Consider the following 21,739-nt stretch of genomic DNA (forward strand, 5'->3'; position numbering starts at 1 on the left):
TGAACGATTTATTTGCGTGTTTGGGATTAGCCCAGACCCGCAAGTTATTGACAAACTTTTCAAAGAACTCATTTTATTTACTGCCAGAGCCGCTTAGGCTTGGATATTTTTTAACGAACTATTGTAAGAATAAAAAAGGAGATGGTAAGACCCAAGATCTTCTTAAAGAATCTCTGTTCGAAGAGTTTGAGATACTGTGCAGGGACAAGGAGGAGTGGATGAAGCGAAATGGATATACCACAAGTATTGATAGTGTCAATAATGCTGTGTTTAATGATGCTTTTAATCATTTGCGCTATAAACCGAAAGGAAAAGATCACTTTGAGCTTTCTCGTTATTATCAATCTAAAAGATGTGATGAAAATAGACCTGAGAATGGAATCTGTCTATCGCAGAGTGCTATTGTTTTTCTGTTGAGTTCCTTCTTGTCAAAAAAAGAGGGGGAAGAGTTTCGCAGTCGTATCAAAGGATTTAAAGCAAAGGTAATTAAGACAGAAAGGAATGAAATAACAAGAGAGAATAATAGTTTGCGATTTATGGCTACCCATTGGGTGTATTCTTGGGGGGCATTTAAGGGGTATAAAAAGATGCTAAATACAGATTATCCAAGGGAAACTCTATTGGTTCAGATTATTGATGAGTTAAGTAAGGTGCCAGAATCAGTATACGAAGTGTTGAATAAAGAGAAAAGAAAAGAGTTCTTAGAAGATATAAATGAATTTGTGCTGGATCACAATGAAACAAATTATAGATCAACTATTATACATCCTGTAATACGAAAAAGATACGAAGACAAGTTCAACTACTTTGTTATTAGATATTTGGATGAATTTGTAGAATTTCCTTCATTGCGATTTCAAGTGCATTTGGGTAATTATGTCCATGATAGAAGGGATAAAGTTTTACCAGGAAACATAGGTGTGACAAGTAGAATAATAAAGGAAAAAATAAATGTTTTTGGCAAGCTCTCAATCCTCTCTAAATCTAAGGTTGAAAAATTGGTGCCTGATAAAGATAAAACCGGATGGGAACGTTTCCCAAATCCATCCTATAATTTTGTCGGCAATAATGTACCAATATTTCTTTCATGCAAAACGCTTTTAGAAAAAATAAAGGAGTATCATGCGAAAAGAGATCAGATTGAGCAACGAACAGAAAGAATAAAAGGAAAAATAACTGTCTCTCGAATGATATTTGAATTAAGTTTGAAAAAGAAGTGTGTTTTTCATGAACCTGTTGCTATGTTATCTCTTAATGAAATACCTTCATTGTTATTTTTTCTTCTTTCCTTATGTAACACTCCTCGTGATGCAGAACAAATACTAATTGATAAGCTATTAAAAAAGTTAAGCCTATTAGAATCATTCTCAAATGTTAAAGAAAAAGAGAAGAATGAATACAAGCATATTCCTAAAACACTTCGAAAAGCTACTAAATTAGAGCATATTAATCAATCTAAGTTGTTAAATGCGATAACAGAGGAAATAGAGCAAACGCAAAAAAGATGTGAAATTCTTAGTTCATCCCAAAATAATAAAGGTGAATGTCATCTAAAGAAAAAAGAAAGAGGGGAGATGGCAACATGGATGGCCCGAGATTTAATACGTCTAATGCCTATGCCAAATCGCTCAACATGGAAAGGATATTGTCATAGGCAACTTCAGGCTGCTCTTGCTTTTTACCATAAACATGAAAGAAGGGAGGCGGTCGATTTACTTTGTTCAGTATGGGATTTTAAGAACGATAAAAACTTTGCCTATTCATTGGATTTGCAACAAATGTTTGATAAAGCTTCGTCTTTTGAAGAGTTATTGAATTTCTACTTAATCATTCGCTCAAAGATGCTTGAAGCTATGAAGAATAGTGTTTTAACTAATAGTAACAAACTCTTTAATAAAGCAATAAAGCAGCAGAGAATCTGGACATTCTTTAATAGACGACTGTATGTTATCGATGGGTTTGACAACCTAAAATCCAAAATTTTGGCAAAACCACTTGTTTTTGATCGAGGAATCTTTGACGAAAGGCCGACTTTTATACCTAATCTTCAGTATAAAGAAGATCCTGAGAAATTTGCGGAATGGTATCGATATGCTCAAGACTATGCTGATTATCAAGCATTTTATGAGTACGAACGAGATTATAGTGAGCTCTATAAGTTAGAAAAGAATGATGTTGATCTAACCGACAAAGATAAATTCAATATTCGTTTAAAAAGAGATCGGATGATAAAACAAAATCAGATCCAAGATGTCTATTTAATGCTTATTGTCAAGGATTTAGCTTGTAAAATATTTAAAGTCAAGGAAGAAGATTTTAATATTTCATTATCAGATATCTTTGTTTCTCGATCAGAGCGACTCAATCAGCAAAAGAATGCGATTAGTCAAAGCATACGTAAAAAGGGTGATAGTTCTGATAATATAATCAAGGAGTCTTTTATTTGGAGTAAAACATTTTTGTATGAGCAAGGACAGATCTGTGAACCACAGATCAAGTTAAAAGATTTCGGAAAGTTTAGGCAGTTGCTTGAAGACAATAAGGTTAAAACAATTTTTAGTTATAATCCTAATAAAAAGTGGTCAAAAAAGGAGATTGAAGAAGAATTAATACAATATGAGATTATTAGAAGAGAATATATTTTCAAGGAGATCCATAATTTTGAAGCCTATATATTGAAGCATGGAGTTGTTGGTGATGAACCAAACTTTCGGAGATATGTAATAGATCTGTTAAAAAAAACGCCTGATCCGGTATTAGAATCAGGCCAAAAATTGTTGAGATCTTTCGATTTTGAGGCAAATGATATTAGTGAACTTTCTTCACAAAGACCTTTGATCCAAAAAGTTTTTTTTGTAATCTTAATAAGAAATAAGTTTGCTCACAATGAATTAATTCATCTAAATTATTGGAAGTAATTGCACCTACTTTTTGGACAATATGAATCTGAAAGATTTAAATCAATAGCAGATTACTTATTGCATTCCTTGAGGTCATTTATACAGGATATTGAAAGCTACTTTGATGATAAATTATATCCTATAATAGGTTAATAACAGATTCATTTGTATTAAATTAGATATGTTTTAGTTGTTACTGCCTATGTTTTGAAAGGTGAATACAACACAACAGGTCTCGCAGATTGTCAATCTCTGGTTGTTACTGCCTATGTTTTGAAAGGTGAATACAACGGCTAATCGCATGGCATTCTTATAAGGGCTGTTGTTACTGCCTATGTTTTGAAAGGTGAATACAACAAAGGCTTCAAAGCTTCTTAAGGTCTGTTCGTTGTTACTGCCTATGTTTTGAAAGGTGAATACAACATAAGAGAATAATTCATCAGATTCAAGCTGGTTGTTACTGCCTATGTTTTGAAAGGTGAATACAACTCTCACTCTCTGTGATACCTATGGAACCTAGTTGTTACTGCCTATGTTTTGAAAGGTGAATACAACCGTACACCTCGACGTATCGATATGATTCAAGTTGTTACTGCCTATGTTTTGAAAGGTGAATACAACAACCTTCTCAAGAAGATTGTCCAGACCTTCGTTGTTACTGCCTATGTTTTGAAAGGTGAATACAACGCACATTCTTTATTTCCTTGTCGAGTTTAGGTTGTTACTGCCTATGTTTTGAAAGGTGAATACAACAGAGACCTTATCTTCCTAGACTTCTTAATGGTTGTTACTGCCTATGTTTTGAAAGGTAAATACAACAATCACCCATTTGATGACACCAAAGCGTGTTTTTCTTATCCTAATTTGTCGGAAGCAGTCTATCCGACAGAAAATAAGCACGTTGTATAGATTAAGAGGATATGACTAATTGATGATGTCCAACGTTTATAGTGCAATTGCAAGGTTTTTATGTAATTCAAGATTGTTGGTGTTCTAATAGTTTATTGGATAGTAAAAAAATACAAGAGGAGGCAAACACGGAATGAATGTGTTTGCCTCCTCTTATTTACTGTTTCAGTTTTGCTGATGTATTACTGTACAAATATCAAATGATTTTGTATCCAGTATACTAACATTCCTCCAAAATAACCGACAAGAGCTACCCAAGAAACATGTTTAAGATACCATCCAAATGAAACTTTCTCGAGTCCCATTGCGATAACACCTGCAGCACTTCCAATGATTAGCATTGATCCTCCGACACCGGCGCAGTAAGCTAACAGTTGCCAAAAAGCTCCGTCAAGTGCCAAAGGTCCTGTAGCTTCCATTGGATACATACCTATACATCCCGCAACAAGGGGAACATTATCTACTATGGATGATATGATACCAATTATTCCGGTGACAATATAGTTGTTTCCTCCGGAAGCTTCTCTTACCCATTCACCCAAATTTTTAAGGATACCGACCTCTTGTAAGCAATTTACAGCCATCAGAATGCCTAAGAAAAATAGAATGGTTGATAGGTCGATTTTATTTAAGAGAGCAGCTACTCTGTGTCGTGGATCATCTTTTAGCCCTTTTCTTACCTTCCTTTTATAGAAGACTTCTGTTGCAAACCAAAGTACTCCGAGGGCAAGCAATATGCCCATAAATGGCGGAAGTTTGGTGAGATGTCTGAATATTGGTACAAAGATTAAACCTCCTACGCCAAGGAAAAAGACAATCTTACGTTCGATAGGAGTGAAGTAAAGTTTCTTCGTTCCATTCTCTTCCACTTCAGGTTCTATTTTCCCATGTAGCCCAAATTGAAGAATAAATGTTGGGATTATCATCGAAGCGAGAGAAGCAGTAAAAATACTGGATATTACTCCATGACTCGTGATAAGGTTATTGACCCATAGCATAATTGTAGTGACGTCACCAATAGGGGAGAAGGCTCCACCCGAATTTGCGGCAATGACTACAGTTCCAATGTAATAAAGCCTGTCTTCGTGAGATTTAATAATCTTCCTTAATACCATAATCATAACAATGGTAGTGGTAAGGTTGTCCAAAATTGCGGATAGGAAGAAGGTAAGAAAGGCAATCTTCCACAGAAGTGAACGTTTGCTTTTTGACTGTAAAATCTCCTTTACGAAATTGAATCCTCCGTTAGAATCGACAATCTCCACTATTGTCATGGCTCCAAGAAGGAAGAAAAGCGTTTCACTGGTATCTCCTAAGAGATCCTTGAATAATGTGTAAACATAGTCCATTAGATTAGCTGATGTCACACCTGCCTCCGGGTGCATCGTCTGCACAAAAGCAAGAGGATTCATCATGTAAAAAGTCCAACATAGCACACACATCATAAGTGCTGTTGCAGACTTATTAATTTTAAGGGGGCCTTCGAGTGCAATAAGTAGGTACCCTAATACGAACGAGATGATAATTGCGGTAGTTAATGTTGCCATCTTGTAATAAATAAAATTTTCAATAAAAAGGCTCTCTTTTGGATCACTCTCTGATTCAAAAGTGTAAGTCTTTCGTTCGATCGCTTACTAAAACAGGCTGCAAATTTAGGTATCAATATTTTGATATGAAAATTTGGCTGACAATCTTCAAAGCAAGGTAGTTATTATTTATAACTTTTTGAAATAGAATGTATCAAAATATTGGTGTTTATTGAGTACATAAAGGCGTTGTTTCCATTCTCTTTTGCGTAACTACTTCCCTGATATTTATATGGATCTAATATGAAGAGATCAATCCTTTTTCTTATTTGAATCAGAAGGGGTAAGTCTCATTTTATTGTTCAGACTAAGAAATATTGAATTGAAAATATGTTAGTCTTAAATGCTATCTGACGAAGCTGTTGTCTCAGATCGGATTTAGAAGCATCCCTTTAATCCCAATTGGTTGCTGTTACATCTCTTTTCAATCTATTGTGAAATCCATTCAATATGGCTTCTAAAAAAGCCCGCCCTTTTCTTTGGGTATTTTAAAGCTATTGTCTTACCTTTGCATCGATTGCAATCAAATAATAATGCAAGGAATATAATGACGATGATTAAGATTACTTTCCCTGATGGCAGCATTCGTGAGTATGAATCAGGGATTACCCCTATGCAGATAGCAGAGAGCATTAGTCCTCGCTTGGCAAAAGAAGTGTTAGCTGCAGGTGTAAATGGTGAAGTACGAGACCTTACTCGTCCTATCACTCAAGACGCCTCAGTCAAATTATATAAGTGGGAAGATCCTGAAGGCCGCCACGCTTATTGGCATTCAAGTGCTCACCTTATGGCAGAAGCACTTGAGGAGCTTTATCCCGGTATCAAATTTGGTATTGGTCCGGCTATTGAGCAAGGCTTTTATTATGATGTTGATCCTGGTACAGCTACAATTAAGGAAGAAGATCTTCCTAAGATTGAGAAGCGCATGCAGGAGCTTATCAAAAAGTCTGAACCTATTGTACGATGCGATATATCTAAGGCTGATGCCCTCAAAATGTTTGAAGATAAGCATGATGAATACAAAGTTGAGCTTATCTCTGAACTTCAAGATGGCACAATCACATTGTATAAGCAGGGTGGTTTTACGGACTTATGTCGTGGACCGCATCTTCCGAATACCGGCTACATTAAGGCTGTTAAATTGACAAGTGTGGCAGGTGCATATTGGAGAGGTGATGAAAAACGTAAGCAACTTACTCGTATATATGGTATCACTTTCCCTAAAAAGAAGATGCTCGATGAGTATGTGGCTATGATTGAAGAAGCTAAGAAAAGAGACCATCGAAAGATTGGTAAAGAACTTGAACTCTTCACTTTTAGTCAGAATGTTGGTGCAGGACTCCCATTGTGGCTTCCCAGAGGTACACAGCTTAGGCTTCAGTTGGAAGATTTCCTCAAAAAGATTCAGAAGAAATTTGGATATAAGCAGGTCATTACTCCACATATTGGTAATATTCAGCTATACAAAACTTCAGGACATTATGCTAAGTATGGAGCAGATTCATTTAGACCGATCACCACTCCTCAAGAGGGTGAAGAGTTTATGCTTAAACCTATGAACTGCCCTCATCATTGCGAAATTTACAAGAGTTCTCCTCATTCATATAGAGATCTTCCAGTCAGATTGGCTGAGTTTGGTACTGTGTATAGGTATGAGCAGTCAGGAGAACTTCATGGTCTAACAAGAGTAAGAGGATTTACGCAAGATGATGCCCATCTTTTCTGTAGACCAGACCAGATAAAGGAGGAGTTTTGTAAGGTGATGGATATTATCTTTATCATCTTTAAGGCTCTTGATTTTAAAAACTTTAAGGCGCAAATTTCTCTCCGAGATAAAGTTAATCGTGAAAAGTATATAGGTGCTGAAGAAAATTGGGAAAAGGCTGAGCAGGCTATCATTGAAGCTTGTGAAGAAAAAGGACTACCGGCAACTATCGAATACGGAGAGGCTGCCTTCTATGGGCCCAAACTGGACTTTATGGTTAAGGATGCACTCGGTCGTGAATGGCAGCTTGGTACAATCCAGGTCGACTACAATCTTCCGGAAAGATTTGAACTTGAATATACCGGTGAAGACAATCAAAAGCATAGACCTGTGATGATTCATAGAGCACCTTTTGGATCAATGGAAAGGTTTGTTGCTGTGCTCATTGAACATACAGCCGGAAAATTCCCTCTTTGGTTGACACCGGATCAGGTTGTTGTACTACCTATAAGTGAAAGATTTAACGATTACGCATATAAGGTAGCCAAAGAGCTTGAGATGCAGGATATTCGTGTTCTTGTGGATGACAGAAATGAAAAGATAGGTCGTAAGATTCGTGACAATGAGCTTAAAAGGATCCCTTATATGCTTATTGTGGGCGAGAAAGAGGCAGAAAATCAAGAAGTTTCTGTAAGAAAACAGGGTGAAGGTGATCAAGGTTCAGTAAAAATAACTACCTTTGCGGAGCAAATTACCGATGAGGTGAATGCAATGATCAATGCTTGGCAGGCAGAAATTGATTTCTAAAACAGAAGAATGCTTGTAAAATTGATTAGGATTTATTATAATAGTTCGTATAAAAACTCTAAAAAAAGATTTAGGAGCGAGAACCATAATTAATAAGGTGTCGAGCTCAAACTGTAAAAAATACTGAATGGCAACAGGACAATTGAAAGATCAGTACCGGGTAAATGAAGAAATAAGAACCCGCGAAGTAAGATTAGTAGGCGATAATGTAGAACAGGGTGTTTACTCTATTCAAGAAGCTCGTAAAATAGCTAAAGAAGAGGGTTTGGATCTCGTGGAGATCTCGCCGACTGCCAAGCCTCCTGTTTGTAGAGTAACGGACTATCAAAAGTTTATCTATCAACAGAAAAAGAGGCAAAAAGAGCAGAAAGCCCGTAGTGTAAAAGTGGTTGTGAAAGAGATTCGTTTTGGACCTCAGACTGATGATCACGATTACAATTTTAAGCTTAAACATGCCAAAGGATTTTTGGAAGATGGAGCAAAGGTGAAAGCTTTTGTGTTCTTTAGAGGGCGTTCTATTCTGTTTAAGGAGCAAGGCGAAGTTCTTCTTCTGAGATTTGCTAACGATTTGGAAGATTATTGCAGAGTCGAGCAGATGCCTATCCTGGAAGGTAAACGAATGACTGTGATGCTCGCACCAAAGAAGCCGGGTACCACAAAGAAGCAGGCTCCAAAGAAACCATCTGATAAGAAAGATGATAAAAAGTCTGCAGAGGAAGATAAATAATATCCTTTTTAGGGACATTATATAATTAATTTAAAGGCCGTAGGAGCAATCCTCAAGGTTGTCTCCGAGGCATTAAACGTTTAACAAATTTATTTAAAGCAAAATGCCTAAAATGAAGACTAATTCCAGTGCTAAAAAGAGATTTACTCTTACTGGATCAGGTAAAATCAAGCGTAAGCACGCATTCAAGAGCCACATCTTGACAAAGAAAACAAAGAAGCAAAAGCGTAATCTTACACACTTTGCTATGATGGACAAGGTGGACGAGAAGCGTGTGAAGAAACTCCTTTGTGTAAAGTAATTAGTTGGAGTTTTTAACTAGATTTTTATAACAGAGTGGATAGCAATAAAAGAGTTGGGCAGTTAATAATGCTCAATCGCTACCAATCAAAAAACATTTAGAAATTATGCCAAGATCAGTCAATCATGTAGCTTCAAGAGCAAAGAGAAAGAGAATCTTGAAGTTGACTCGCGGATACATCGGTGCCCGCAAAAACGTTTGGACAGTTGCCAAGAATACTTGGGAAAAAGGTCTAACCTATGCTTTTAGAGATAGAAAAGCTAAGAAGCGCAACTTCAGAGCTCTTTGGATTCAGCGTATCAATGCTGCTGCAAGACTTGAAGGTATGTCATACTCTCGTCTAATGGGTGCTCTTCACAAGAACGGTATCGAAATTAACAGAAAGGTTTTAGCAGACTTGGCTGTTAATCATCCGGAAGCATTCAAGGCTATCGTTGACAAAGTGCGTTAAGTTTAGAAACTTACAGACTAAATATAAGGGATACATCTTTGACGATGTGTCCCTTCGTTTGTTTTTGAGAAAGCAATGGATCTTGGTCATGCTTGATATGCTTATCCATTCCATCACCAATTCTGTAATTACAGGATTAAGAGAATACGTTGCATCATAACATGCATTTTGTCAATACTGTAAAAATCAATAGTAAAGTCATGCAAGGCCGAACATGTAGATTGAAGTCTCTTTTTAGTGATTTAATAACCTAACCATCATTCGTATGCAAATGGGAATAGCCGGGAATGGATAAGTATTGATGATATGTCGTTTGTGTAGATCTTTGAACAACTAATAATTGGGAGTATCTTTGAAAACAAAAAAACTATGCAAATACTTATTTCTTGTGCTAAAATAATGGGAGGAACGAGTAGGGGAGTCTTAACGCATGAACCTCATTTTGATAGGGAGGCCCATCAATGTGCAAATAAATTGGCAACAATGAGTTTGTTTGATCTCAGAGAGACTCTTGATGTAAATGAAGAAATTGCAAAAGAAAAATCTAATTAGATATAAGGTTTTTGCAAGCAAAGACAATATAATCACCCCTGCAATATTAGCATATCAAGGAATTGTTTTTCAGCATATTGGCGCTGAGTCAATGAACCAAGATCAGCTGAATTATGCTGACAAACATCTTTTGATCACGTCTTTTTTATATGGTCTTCTGAGACCTTTGGATGGAATAAAATCATATCGACTTGAGGGAAATACTGTAATAGACAATCTGAGTCGATTCAATTATTGGAAACCAATTCTTACGGATTATCTGATCAGTGAAGTGAAAAAAGACGATGGCGTCTTGATCAATCTTGCAAGCAATGAAATGAAAAAACTATTTAATTGGAAGAAGGTCAATAAAGAACTTGATATCATCACACCGGAGTTTAAAACTCTAAAAAATGGGAAAATGAAAAGTATTGTCGTACATACAAAGATGTTAAGAGGAGACATGACAAAGTTTATTCTAAATAATCAAATTGGTTGTTCTTTTATTTTTCATCTTCTAATTAAACATAATGTGTATTATATAATGATAGATGTAGTTACTATTTCTAAATCGAATTTATATCTTTACCAGTAAATAATAGATCTAACTTTCAGATTTCGTAAAAATGAAACAAACTTTTCATCTTCCATTATGGTCCGTAATTCTTTCGATATTTATGTGGCTCCTTCCTTTCGTATTTATTGGAGCAATGATGGTCTATGGAATGACTTTTTTAGTAATAGCTCTATTAGTCCTTCCAATTAATATCTATTTTACTTTGATCATGCCTCGTTATACACTTGTAAACGATGACTCTATTCAAGTAATACTTGTGAGTGGTAAAAGGTTATGTTTTGATCGTAAATTGTGTCGTGTAACACCGATAGATAAAAGTTACTTATCTGGTTCTGTACGTACTTTTGGCTCTTGGGGGTTTATGGGTTTTACCGGATTTTACGACAGTCGTAAAAATGGGAATTACAAACTTTATCTAATCAATCAAAAAGACCTTTGTCTTATAGAGGACGAAAAGGGAAAGAAGTTTGTGATTAATCTTAAAGTTTGAATGTGTATTTAAAAGCAGGTGTTTTTATTATGTTTAATTATGCTTTAGCTTGACAATTCGGTTTATTGGCTTATATTTTGTGCATGTTTGATACAGATGAATTGGCTTGTCGTATAGCATTAACACAAGCAAGAGGTGTTGGTCCAATTATAGCAAGGCGTCTACTTGAAGTAATGGGAAGTGGAAAGGCAATTTTTGAGAGTCGTCAAAATTTATGCAATCAAATGAAAAGCATCTCTTCCCGATTAGTCGATAGTCTTTACGATTCTCCTCTTCTTGCAAAATCATATAAACATGCAGAATGGGCAGTTGAGCATGGCGTCCATTGTTATGGTGTTGACAAAAAGCACTACCCGACTCTCTTAAGAGAAATTCCTGACGCTCCATCCCTTTTGTTTTATTTAGGAGATACCACCCTTTTTGAAAAGAGATGTCGCATCCTATCTGTGGTTGGTACCCGAAGTATGACAAGTTATGGTGAACGTTGCTGTCGCGAATTGATAAAAGAACTATCAGAAAATATACCTAATTTACTAATTGTAAGTGGATTGGCTTATGGCGTTGATGTGATGGCTCATCAATCTTCTTTGGATTGTAATGTGCCCACGATAGGTGTACTTGCTCATGGCCTTAATCGGATCTACCCTACTGTTCATCGCAATGTGGCATTACAAATGCTTGACAATGGAGGGTTAGTTACTGAATACTTAGATCATACCAATCCGGATCGTTACAACTTCGTTAGTCGAAATCGTATTATTGCAGGATTGAGTCATGCAACACTTGTAATTGAAAGTTCTAAAAAAGGAGGAAGTCTTATCACTGCAAAACTGGCAATGCAATATAATAGAGATGTTTTTGCTGTACCGGGAAGAATTCATGATTTGCATTCATTAGGGTGTAACAGTATTATCAAATCTCATCATGCTATCCCTGTATGTAATGCCGTAGATATCATCGAAGCTATGAATTGGGATGCTATAGAATCGTCTGTTAATAACAGTATAATGACCAAAGAAATGCCGAAAAATCCTCAACACAGTATGATTGTCAAATACATCATGAAGAATGGTCCTCAACAAATAAATGATTTATCAGTAAAGTGCAATGTGACCATGAGCGAGATTACGAATATATTATTTGAGCTCGAATTTGACGGTTTTGTTACTTGCCTGCCGGGAGGAATATATGATGTCAGATAGAAGAACAAATAAGCACCTTGACTTAGCAAGACAATTGCAATAACGAGTCTTTATTGCAAAGAATATATTTTGCAGATAACCTAAATTGTAGTATCTTCGCAGAGAAATAATGAGGTTTATCTTTAAATTGTTTCGAACAGTCGGATTTTACGACTTGCTTTTTATAACCGATAAAAGTTCAACATTGTAAGTTACAATACATCAACCTTTGAGATGATATTTTATCTCAAAACTATCAAGTAAATGTTGACATGAGTGCTTTAATACTATGTATTAAGGCATTTTTTATATGAATTGTTTACTTCTTATATTCAAAAACATTACTCAGATCTTCTTGTCATAACTTTTCATTATCATTACCATCTAATGAATATTATGTAAACCTAAATGGACTATATAAAAAGAGATGTGTATTGATGGAGATTTTAACGAGATATGTAAATTAGATTGCTTTAATTGTGTTAATACAATAATAGGTCTTATACATTGAATAGAAGGCAAATAAAAACAATGAGTAAAAGTACAACTACACAACCACAACCTTTTCTAAAAGATTCTCCCATTGAGTTGCCGCCAAGAAGAAATCCTATGATTGTTAAGATTAAAAATATTGTAACAATGGTTTTAAGCATATGAATATCGTTAATTTGTTTTGGTTGTACATAAAAACGAAATTAGACTACTCAGCAAATACATACAATAGCTTTAATATGTCAACAAAGAATTCGATGTGAGAGGCTCCATCATACATTCTTACAATATATCGTGAACGAGTTCCAAGTTAAACATATATGATTCATTGTGAATGAATACTACAAATTGCAGTCTCTGTCAGCCTCATATCATCCAGATAATAATCTTGTTCATCTTCATAATATTCCTGCCCGCCTCTTATCTCTTCCAACTCATCTGGATCCATATATTCTGATTGAGATTTAGAAACTATACTGCACGATGTTGTAATGCAAACAAAAGCAGCAAATAATAAACACCATAACTTCATCATATTTATTCTTTTTTATTTTTACCTAATCCAATCTTATGACAAATATACAAAGACATTAATGCGAGAATGCGCAGCAAAGTTATCTTGTTTTCCATTGATTCGATTTATTACGTAGTAGTTTCCGGTAATATAATCCGGATTGTATGCTTAGGAATACTATTTGAAATTGATTTCGAAAAAGGGATGAGTGATATCATTATTTCAATGATTTTATTTCGAGTCATACATCTGTCATTTGTAGCGATTAATTTACTATATTTTGTATAGCAAGATTAAAAAACTTATGACGTAACCATTTTATCATAGCTAAATCGTGATAAAAAATGGATGGTATAATGTTGTTGTAGGTTGCAATTTATTATATCTTTGTAGCCATTAAGAGGCATTATGATGTTGGTTGTTTCCTAAAGTTTATCTGACAATGCAACCATGGTTGTCAGTTTAATAGAAAACAACACTAATGATCGGAGAAAAGCAATAAGCGAACATACTCCATATTTTATTTGACTAACAAGTAAGCATTAATACATACAATACAATATGATGGACTCCAAAATCCAGGAACTGACCGATAAGATTTATCGAGAAGGCGTAGAAAAAGGTAATAGTGAAGCTGCAAAAATTGTAGCTGACGCTGAAGAACAGCGTACTGAGTTGATCAAACAAGCAAAAGCAGAGGCTGAGCAGATTGTTGCAGATGCCAAAAAAAGAGCTGAAGAATTGGATAAAAATACTAAGGCTGAGCTCAAGCTTTATGCTAACCAAATGGTAGGCTCTCTCAAGAGTGCCATTGCTGACCAGCTTTCAGGTCAGATTGTCAGCTCGAATGTTAAAGCTGCAACAGCTGATCCCGAATATGTTCGTCAATTGATATTGACAATAGCTAAGAGTTGGACACCGGGGGAGCAAATAATTGTTTCTTCGTCTCAAGCAAACGAGTTGGCTAAGTATTTTGAAGCTAATGCCAAAGACCTCTTGAACAATAAAGTTAAGATAGAAGAGGTGGCAGGCAAACCAGCTGACTTTACAATTTCACCATCCAATGGTGCATACAAGGTAATGTTCGGTGAAGAGCAATTTATCAGCCTCTTTAAGAGCTTCCTCCGCCCTCGCCTTGTAGATATGTTGTTTTAATTTATCAGCCGGCAAAACATATGGCTAAGTATTACGCTACTGCTGCCGGTTTGCCAAATATCGCTGTTGAGGATAAGAAGCTCCCTTTTAGTACAGACGAATATTTGGAAGAACTGCAAACAGTACTTACAAAAAAAGATAAGAAGTTGCTTGATCTCTTCCTTTGGGAAAAGGAGAACAAGTATCTTTTACACTTTCTTGAAGATGCAGATAAAGCATATGCAGAAGAGGATAAACCGACCTTGTTTTCCTATAGAAGCATAGCTAAAATTGTAGAAGCTCTTCAAGATGAGAATAAGCCCAAACTTCCAAAAATCAAGGGCCTTCCCAAGTATTTTTACACATTTATCAAGGAACAAATCTCTGTAAAAGGAGAAGATGATGATCCGGATGTAAAGAAAAAAGAAAAGCTTACGGGTGTCAAAGCAATGGATAGACTTGCTCAGCTTTTCTATGACTTTGCGTTAAACTGCAACAACGATTTCTTGAAACAATGGTTTGAGCTTAATCTGAATCTGAAAAACATCCTTGCAGCACATACAGCAATTAAGCTCGGATGGGAACCCAAAGATTATGTTGTTGGCAATAATTCAATAGCTGAAAAGCTGAAAACTTCTAAACAGAAGGATTTTGGTATTAAAGATGAGTTGGATTATCTCCCGGAAATATTAAAAATAGCTGAAGAATCAGATATCACTAAACGTGAACGGATGATAGACCTTTTGAAATGGAATTGGCTCGAAGAAGCTTGCTTTGTAAAAGTATTCGATATCGAAAGGCTTATTTGCTATTATCTTCAATTATCAATCATCGAACGCTGGGTAAGTCTCGATGAAAAGACAGGTGAAATGACTTTCCGAAAGATTGTAACAGATTTGAAGGCACAAAGTACAGACTCACTTGAAGAATTCAAAAGAAATCAAAAGAAATAATCATAATGGCTACTAAAGGTGTTGTTAAAGGCATTGTCTCCAACCTCGTTACTGTTGAGGTGGAAGGACCGGTGTCTCAAAATGAGATTTGCTACATTACTGTTGCCGGGACTAAGCTCATGAGCGAGGTCATTAAGGTAATAGGTAAGAATGCTTATGTACAGGTGTTCGAAAGCACACGTGGTATGCGTGTAGGCGACAAAGCAGAGTTCGTTGGAACTATGCTTGAAGTTACATTAGGACCAGGCATGCTGTCGAAAAACTATGACGGGTTGCAACATGACCTCGACAAAATGGAAGGAGTATTCCTACAGAGAGGATCATATACGGACGCGTTGGATAGAGATAAAAAATGGGATTTCAAACCATTGGCAAAAGTTGGTGACCAAGTTTCTGCAGGTGATTGGATTGGACAAGTTGATGAAAATCACCAACCACACAAAATCATGGTTCCATTTGTGATGACTGACAATTATACCATCAAATCAGTTGCCGCTGCCGGTCAATACAAAGTTGACGATACTATGGCCATTGTTACTGATAAAGAGGGAAAAGATCACAAAATCACAATGGTTCAGCATTGGCCTGTAAAGAGAGCTATCACATGTTATCGTGAAAAGCCAAGGCCATTCAAACTTCTTGAAACTGGTGTTCGTACACTTGATACACTGAATCCAATCGTAGAAGGTGGTACAGGTTTCATTCCCGGGCCGTTTGGTACAGGTAAAACAGTACTTCAGCACGCAATCTCAAAGCAGGCAGAAGCTGATATTGTTATCATTGCAGCTTGTGGTGAGCGTGCTAATGAGGTTGTAGAAATTTTTGCTGAATTCCCTGAGCTAATTGACCCACACACAGGTCGAAAACTTATGGAGCGTACCATTATTATTGCTAACACCTCTAATATGCCCGTTGCTTCTCGTGAAGCATCAGTGTATACAGCGATGACTATTGCTGAGTATTATCGCTCTATGGGACTTCGAGTACTTCTTATGGCAGACTCTACATCTCGTTGGGCACAGGCTCTTCGTGAGATGTCCAACCGTTTGGAAGAGCTACCGGGACCTGATGCTTTCCCTATGGACCTTTCTGCTATTATTGCGAACTTTTATGCACGAGCAGGTTATGTGTATCTGAATAATGGTTCAACCGGATCTGTTACATTTATTGGTACAGTATCTCCGGCCGGAGGTAACCTCAAAGAGCCGGTTACAGAAAATACCAAGAAAGTAGCTCGATGCTTCTATGCCCTTGAGCAGGATCGAGCAGACCGCAAACGTTATCCGGCTGTTAACCCAATTGACTCTTATTCTAAGTATATTGAATATCCTGAGTTTGAAGAATATATCTCAAATCATATTTCTCCACAATGGACCGAAATGATTAATGATATCAAGACTCGTCTGCAAAGAGGTAAGGAAATTTCAGAGCAGATCAACATTCTTGGGGATGATGGTGTGCCTGTTGCTTATCATGTTATCTTCTGGAAGGCAGAGCTTATCGACTTCGTTATTCTTCAGCAAGACGCTTTTGACGATATAGACTGCAATACTCCACTCGAAAGACAGGAGTTCATGCTTCTTGAAGTGATGAAGATTCTTAATGCAGAATTTGAATTTGAAGGCTTCCTTGAAGTTATTGAATATTTCAAGAAACTCATCAATATATTTAAGCAGATGAACTACTCTGAATTTAAGAGTGATGACTTCAATAAATTCTACGATGAGCTACAAAAATTAGTAGCTGAAAGAATTAAGAAGTAATTGTAGAACCTTATCAATATAATTTATATGGCTACTCAAGCTTTTCAAAAAATATATACCAAAATCTCTAATATCACCAAGGCAACTTGTTCACTCAAGGCTACTGGTGTTGGTAACGAAGAACTCGCTACTATTGATGGGAGATTGGCTCAAGTTGTTAAGATTAACGACGATGAAGTAACGATGCAGGTATTTGCCGGTACTGAAGGTATTCCTACCAACGCCGAAGTAATATTCTTAGGCAAAGCTCCTTCACTTAAGGTAGGAGACCAGTTAGCCGGTCGATTCTTCAATGCTTATGGAGAACCTATCGATGGAGGGCCAATGCCTGATGGCAAGGAGGTTGAAATTGGTGGACCCTCTGTAAACCCTGTACGACGCAAGCAACCTTCCGAATTGATTGCTACCGGTATAGCAGGTATCGACCTTAACAACACTCTTGTGACAGGTCAGAAGATCCCGTTCTTCGCAGACCCGGACCAACCATTTAACCAAGTTATGGCAATGGTAGCACTTCGTGCAGAGTCAGACAAGATTATCCTTGGTGGTATGGGTATGACTAATGACGACTATCTATTCTTCAAGAATACATTTAGTAATGCCGGAGCTCTTGACCGAATCATCAGTTTTATCAATACAACAGAGGACCCCTCTGTAGAGCGTATTCTGGTGCCGGACATGACATTGGCAGCTGCAGAATATTTTGCAGTTGAAAAGCATGAAAAAGTACTTGTACTTTTGACCGATATGTCAAACTATGCCGATGCTCTCTCTATTGTTTCTAACCGCATGGACCAGATTCCATCAAAAGACTCTATGCCGGGTTCTCTCTACTCTGATCTTGCTAAGATTTATGAGAAGGCTGTGCAGTTCCCGGATGGTGGATCTATCACAATTATTGCAGTAACCACCCTTTCGGGAGGAGATATTACACACGCTGTTCCCGACAACACCGGTTATATCACAGAAGGTCAGTTGTATCTTAGACGTGATACTAATGTTGGTAAGGTAATTGTGGACCCATTCCGTTCGCTTTCTCGTCTAAAACAACTCGTTATTGGTAAGAAGACAAGAGAAGATCACCCGCAAGTGATGAACGCTGCTGTTCGTCTTTTCTCTGACGCAGCCAATGCTCAGACTAAAATGGAAAATGGTTTCGACTTGACAGATTATGACGAACGAGCATTACAATTTGCGAATGACTATTCTTCACAACTATTGGCTATTGACGTCAATCTAAACACAACTGAAATGCTTGATGTTGCTTGGAATCTATTTGGTAAACATTTTACTAAAGCCGAGGTAAATATCAAACAGAATTTGGTTGAAAAGTACTGGAAAGGCGATAAATAAATCTTTGAGAAATGGCAATTAAGTTTCAATACAATAAAACATCGCTCCAACAGCAAGAAAAGCAGTTAAAAGTACGTGTTAGAGCTCTTCCTACAATCAAAAGTAAGGAAAGTGCTTTGCGTATGGCTGTTAAGAAAACAAAGGGAGAGGTGGAAAAGTTGGAACGCCAGCTCGAAGAAGAGATTCAAGGTTATCAATCTATGGTGGCTCTATGGAATGAGTTTGATCCGACACTCATCACAGTAAAGGATGTCAGACTGTCATCGCGTAAAGTAGCCGGTGTCGTAGTACCCGAACTTGATGGTATCGACTATGAGACCAAACCATTTAGCCTTTTCAATTCGCCATCTTGGTATGCCGAAGGAATTAATTTATTGACAACTTTGGCGACGACCGGTATTAAGGCGGAATTCTTTTCATTAAAGCTGGAGTTCTTGGAATTTGCTCGAAAGAAGACTACTCAGAAAGTCAATCTTTTTGAAAAAGTACAGATTCCGGGTTATATAGATGCTATCCGTAAGATTAAGCGCTATCTTGAAGATGAAGAGTCTTTATCAAAAGCTTCACAAAAGATTATGCGTGAGAATATTGCAAAGGAAGCACTTAAGAATAAAAAAGAGGAGGAAGATCTATGATATACAAGATGAACAAGTACTCATTTCTCATCTTCCACAAAGAGTATGAGTCATTCCTATTACGCTTAAGAGAGCTGGGACTTGTACATATTCAAGAGACACAAGATGCTAAGTCTGCCTCCGATTTAACTGAACTTTTGAACGAACGTAAGGCTGTAGATATGTTCAAACGACAACTCGCAGCAAAACGTTCTGAAGATGCTTCTGAGGAGACTCGTATTGAGCTCACAGAGGAGGATGGTAAGAAGGCTTATCAGGAGGCTCTTGAAATACAAGATAAACTTGCAAAGATTGTTCAAGAGATTGCAACCAAGAAAAAAGAGGTAGAGGCACAGGCTGTATGGGGAAACTTTACTCCTGAAGATCTTGATAAGCTTGCTTCTGCCGGATATGTACTACGTTTTTATGCTTGTCCGGCGTCTACTTACAAAGAAGATTGGGAGACTCAGTACGGTGCTGTTGTGATAAATAACATTCGCTCAATTAATTATTTTGTTGCGGTACAACATCCGGAAGATCAGCCAATCCCTGATATTGAGCAGATTAAACCACAAATGAAGAGTCTCAATCACCTCAAGCTTGAGCTGGAGGATATGGAGAAAAAGAAACAGGAGATGACAGATGCTTTCATTAGTTTTGCTGATAACAGGATTAATGAGATTTCTGCATATGATCGTGCTCTTCAGAATAAATTTAATTTTGGCAGTGCTCTTATACAAGCTGATAAAGTAGCAGAAGATCGTTTGATGATGCTTCAAGGTTGGATTCCCGAAAAGGATGCTGCTAGTCTTGAGGAGACTCTTGACAAAGAAGGTATCTATTACGAAAAGATGGATATTAAAGTGGATGATCCTGTACCTATTAAGCTAAAGAATAATGCTTATTCAAGACTTTTTGAGCCTATTACAGCAATGTTCTCGCTTCCTAACTACAATGAGATTGATCCCACTCCCCTTTTTGCTCCATTCTTTATGCTGTTCTTTGCGCTCTGTTTCGGAGATGGTGGTTATGGACTTATGTTGCTCCTGATATCTTCATTGATCAAAATGAAGGTTGATAAAAAGATGAAACCATTCTGTGGACTTTTCCAATGGCTTGGTGGTACAGCAGCTGTGGTAGGTGCATTGATGGGATCTGTTTTTGGTATGGTGATGCCATGGGCTGGTGACCAACTTCTTGGAAGTGTTAGCAACGACTATTTCCTTAATCAAGATAATATGATGAAGGTTGCCATTGGTGTTGGACTTCTGCAAATCGTATTCGGTAAATTTGTTGCCGGTACTAAGATTGCAAAACAACATGGCTTTAAATATGGTTTGGCAACCTATGCGTGGGGTATGATTATTGTGACAGGAGGACTATATCTTCTTCTTCCGGCTCTTGCTCCATCAGCACCTAAAGTTGTTAGTTACATTCTTCTTGGCATTCTTGGAATATGCGTTCTTATCGCATTCTTCTACAATTCACCGGGAAAGAACCCTTTCTTCAACTTTGGTGCAGGTATTTGGAATACTTACAATATGGCTTCCGGATTGCTTGGCGATACCTTATCCTATATTCGTCTGTTCGCTATTGGACTTACAGGCGGTATCTTAGGGAGTGTGTTTAACAATCTTGCCGTGGATATGTCTGAAGGAAGTATTATCCTCAAATTGACAGTGTTCCCGCTTATCCTTATCATTGGTCACAGCTTAAATTTCGGATTGGCTATGATCAGTTCACTAGTTCACCCTCTTCGTTTGACATTCGTGGAATTTTACAAGAATGCTGAGTTCGAAGGTGGTGGAAAGGCATATAACCCTTTCAAAAAGCAATAAGAAATTAAAAAATAAAGTACAAACCAATCAAAATTCTTAAGTATTATGAATCTATTTTTGGCTTACGCCGGAGTTGCTCTAATGGTGATCCTTACCGGCATTGGTAGTAGTATCGGTGTTACAATTTGTGGTAACACAGTCGTTGGAGCAATGAAAAAGAACCCAGATGCTATGGGTACATACATCGCTCTTTCTGCTTTGCCTTCATCTCAAGGTCTTTACGGTTTCGTTGGATTCTTCTTGGCAAATGGTCTTATCGACCAGCTAATCAAAGCTGGCATCTTTGCAGGTGCAGGTATTGGCGCAACCATTGCCGGATGGGCAATCTTCGCAGCTGGCCTTGCTCTAGGTGTAGTAGGTCTTTTCTCTGCAGTTAGACAAGCTCAAGTTTGTGCTAATGGTATTCAGGCAACAGGTGCCGGTCACAATGTTTTTGGTGCAACAATGGTGATGGCCGTTTTCCCTGAGCTTTATGCTATTTTGGCTTTGCTTGTATCAATCTTGATTTTCAACGCTGTGCCATCAATGGTAGGTATTGGAGCTTAAGAAAACAGGCTGACAAAGAAATAACTTTTAGGGGTTGTACCAAATAAGGTGCAGCCCCTAAGTTTTTTACCATGCTTATTTGTGAAAATTTAAACGACACAAACCTTAAAACACGACCCGGCAGACACTCCGCTTTATTTATCAATGTAGATGGTATTTCAAGTTAATTTGTTTGTTCTGAACTATAGAAATCCCCATAAATTGGCAACACTTAATTGTTTAGATACCCCAACGTTCTATCCTAATGTTCTGAAGGCATAATTCGTTATAGACTAAGAGATGTCACAAGAACAACATTATTTTCTTGTATAGCACTCTCAAGAAACCACCTTGATCTTTATTGCGATGCTTTTAGCATAGAAACAGC

At 37.2% G+C, this 21,739-nt stretch carries 18 protein-coding genes, 1 pseudogene and 1 CRISPR repeat array; of the genes and pseudogenes, 17 read left to right on the forward strand and 2 right to left on the reverse strand.

Translation table 11 applies throughout. From position 1 onward, the window contains the following. Positions 1-97, forward strand: a pseudogene (locus tag ACFO3G_RS07525) (transposase); the annotation flags it as partial. 76 nt (positions 98-173) lie between these two features. Further along, a complete protein-coding gene (gene cas13b, locus ACFO3G_RS07530; RefSeq protein ID WP_380079557.1) occupies positions 174-2,918 on the forward strand; it encodes a type VI-B CRISPR-associated RNA-guided ribonuclease Cas13b in 2,745 nt (914 codons plus the stop codon). A 171-nt stretch (positions 2,919-3,089) separates the two neighbouring features. Beyond that, a CRISPR array of direct repeats spans positions 3,090-3,719; the repeat unit is 36 nt; unit sequence GTTGTTACTGCCTATGTTTTGAAAGGTGAATACAAC. A 272-nt stretch (positions 3,720-3,991) separates the two neighbouring features. Here the strand turns inward: cas13b and nhaD are convergent. Next, a complete protein-coding gene (gene nhaD, locus ACFO3G_RS07535; RefSeq protein ID WP_380079524.1) occupies positions 3,992-5,356 on the reverse strand; it encodes a sodium:proton antiporter NhaD in 1,365 nt (454 codons plus the stop codon). Between the two features lie 592 nt (positions 5,357-5,948). Between nhaD and thrS the strand changes: the two genes are divergently transcribed. The 8 genes from thrS to dprA all read left to right on the forward strand — a co-directional run bounded on the left by thrS (position 5,949) and on the right by dprA (position 12,186). Then, the gene (gene thrS, locus ACFO3G_RS07540; protein ID WP_380079526.1) at positions 5,949-7,907 is read left to right on the forward strand and encodes a threonine--tRNA ligase; all 1,959 of its coding nucleotides are present in this window, start codon (positions 5,949-5,951) and stop codon (positions 7,905-7,907) included. Between the two features lie 127 nt (positions 7,908-8,034). Then, the gene (gene infC, locus ACFO3G_RS07545; RefSeq protein WP_380079528.1) at positions 8,035-8,634 is read left to right on the forward strand and encodes a translation initiation factor IF-3; all 600 of its coding nucleotides are present in this window, start codon (positions 8,035-8,037) and stop codon (positions 8,632-8,634) included. Between the two features lie 103 nt (positions 8,635-8,737). After that, positions 8,738-8,935, forward strand: coding sequence for a 50S ribosomal protein L35 (rpmI, locus tag ACFO3G_RS07550; RefSeq protein WP_380079530.1), 198 nt, complete (start codon positions 8,738-8,740; stop codon positions 8,933-8,935). 106 nt (positions 8,936-9,041) lie between these two features. Further along, complete coding sequence (gene rplT, locus ACFO3G_RS07555; protein WP_380079532.1) at positions 9,042-9,386, forward strand: 50S ribosomal protein L20; 345 nt, start codon at positions 9,042-9,044, stop codon at positions 9,384-9,386. A gap of 369 nt (positions 9,387-9,755) precedes the next feature. Then, the gene (locus tag ACFO3G_RS07560) at positions 9,756-9,938 is read left to right on the forward strand and encodes a YaaA family protein (RefSeq protein WP_380079534.1); all 183 of its coding nucleotides are present in this window, start codon (positions 9,756-9,758) and stop codon (positions 9,936-9,938) included. After that, complete coding sequence (locus tag ACFO3G_RS07565; protein ID WP_380079536.1) at positions 9,916-10,512, forward strand: YaaA family protein; 597 nt, start codon at positions 9,916-9,918, stop codon at positions 10,510-10,512. The genes ACFO3G_RS07560 and ACFO3G_RS07565 overlap by 23 nt, the downstream gene beginning before the upstream one ends. A 31-nt stretch (positions 10,513-10,543) precedes the next feature. After that, positions 10,544-10,984, forward strand: coding sequence for a hypothetical protein (locus tag ACFO3G_RS07570; protein ID WP_380079538.1), 441 nt, complete (start codon positions 10,544-10,546; stop codon positions 10,982-10,984). Positions 10,985-11,067: 83 nt separating this feature from the next. Further along, complete coding sequence (gene dprA / locus ACFO3G_RS07575) at positions 11,068-12,186, forward strand: DNA-processing protein DprA (protein WP_380079540.1); 1,119 nt, start codon at positions 11,068-11,070, stop codon at positions 12,184-12,186. A gap of 796 nt (positions 12,187-12,982) precedes the next feature. Here dprA and ACFO3G_RS07580 read toward each other — a convergent pair. Continuing rightward, complete coding sequence (locus ACFO3G_RS07580) at positions 12,983-13,192, reverse strand: hypothetical protein (protein WP_380079543.1); 210 nt, start codon at positions 13,190-13,192, stop codon at positions 12,983-12,985. A gap of 543 nt (positions 13,193-13,735) precedes the next feature. On the opposite strand from ACFO3G_RS07580, the gene ACFO3G_RS07585 reads away from it, so the two are divergent. From ACFO3G_RS07585 to ACFO3G_RS07615, 7 genes are read left to right on the forward strand one after another with little or no spacing between them, the layout of a single operon-like run. Then, a complete protein-coding gene (locus ACFO3G_RS07585; protein WP_380079559.1) occupies positions 13,736-14,326 on the forward strand; it encodes a hypothetical protein in 591 nt (196 codons plus the stop codon). A 20-nt stretch (positions 14,327-14,346) separates the two neighbouring features. Then, positions 14,347-15,258 (forward strand): DUF2764 family protein, encoded by a 912-nt coding sequence (locus ACFO3G_RS07590; protein ID WP_380079545.1) that lies wholly within the window; start codon positions 14,347-14,349, stop codon positions 15,256-15,258. A gap of 5 nt (positions 15,259-15,263) precedes the next feature. Next, entirely contained in the window at positions 15,264-17,021 is a 1,758-nt protein-coding gene (locus ACFO3G_RS07595) for a V-type ATP synthase subunit A (protein WP_380079547.1), read from the forward strand. A 27-nt stretch (positions 17,022-17,048) separates the two neighbouring features. After that, positions 17,049-18,374, forward strand: a complete 1,326-nt coding sequence (locus ACFO3G_RS07600; protein WP_380079549.1) for a V-type ATP synthase subunit B — start codon at positions 17,049-17,051, stop codon at positions 18,372-18,374. 11 nt (positions 18,375-18,385) lie between these two features. Next, the gene (locus tag ACFO3G_RS07605) at positions 18,386-19,009 is read left to right on the forward strand and encodes a V-type ATP synthase subunit D (protein ID WP_380079551.1); all 624 of its coding nucleotides are present in this window, start codon (positions 18,386-18,388) and stop codon (positions 19,007-19,009) included. Positions 19,010-19,017: 8 nt separating this feature from the next. Continuing rightward, a complete protein-coding gene (locus ACFO3G_RS07610; RefSeq protein ID WP_380079553.1) occupies positions 19,018-20,826 on the forward strand; it encodes a V-type ATP synthase subunit I in 1,809 nt (602 codons plus the stop codon). 45 nt (positions 20,827-20,871) lie between these two features. Continuing rightward, on the forward strand, positions 20,872-21,372 hold the full coding sequence (locus tag ACFO3G_RS07615; RefSeq protein ID WP_380079555.1) for an ATPase: 501 nt from the start codon (positions 20,872-20,874) through the stop codon (positions 21,370-21,372). Positions 21,373-21,739: the final 367 nt, after the last annotated feature.

It is taken from the genome of Falsiporphyromonas endometrii, from assembly GCF_042654485.1.
GTDB classification, from domain to species: Bacteria; Bacteroidota; Bacteroidia; order Bacteroidales; family Porphyromonadaceae; genus Porphyromonas; species Porphyromonas endometrii.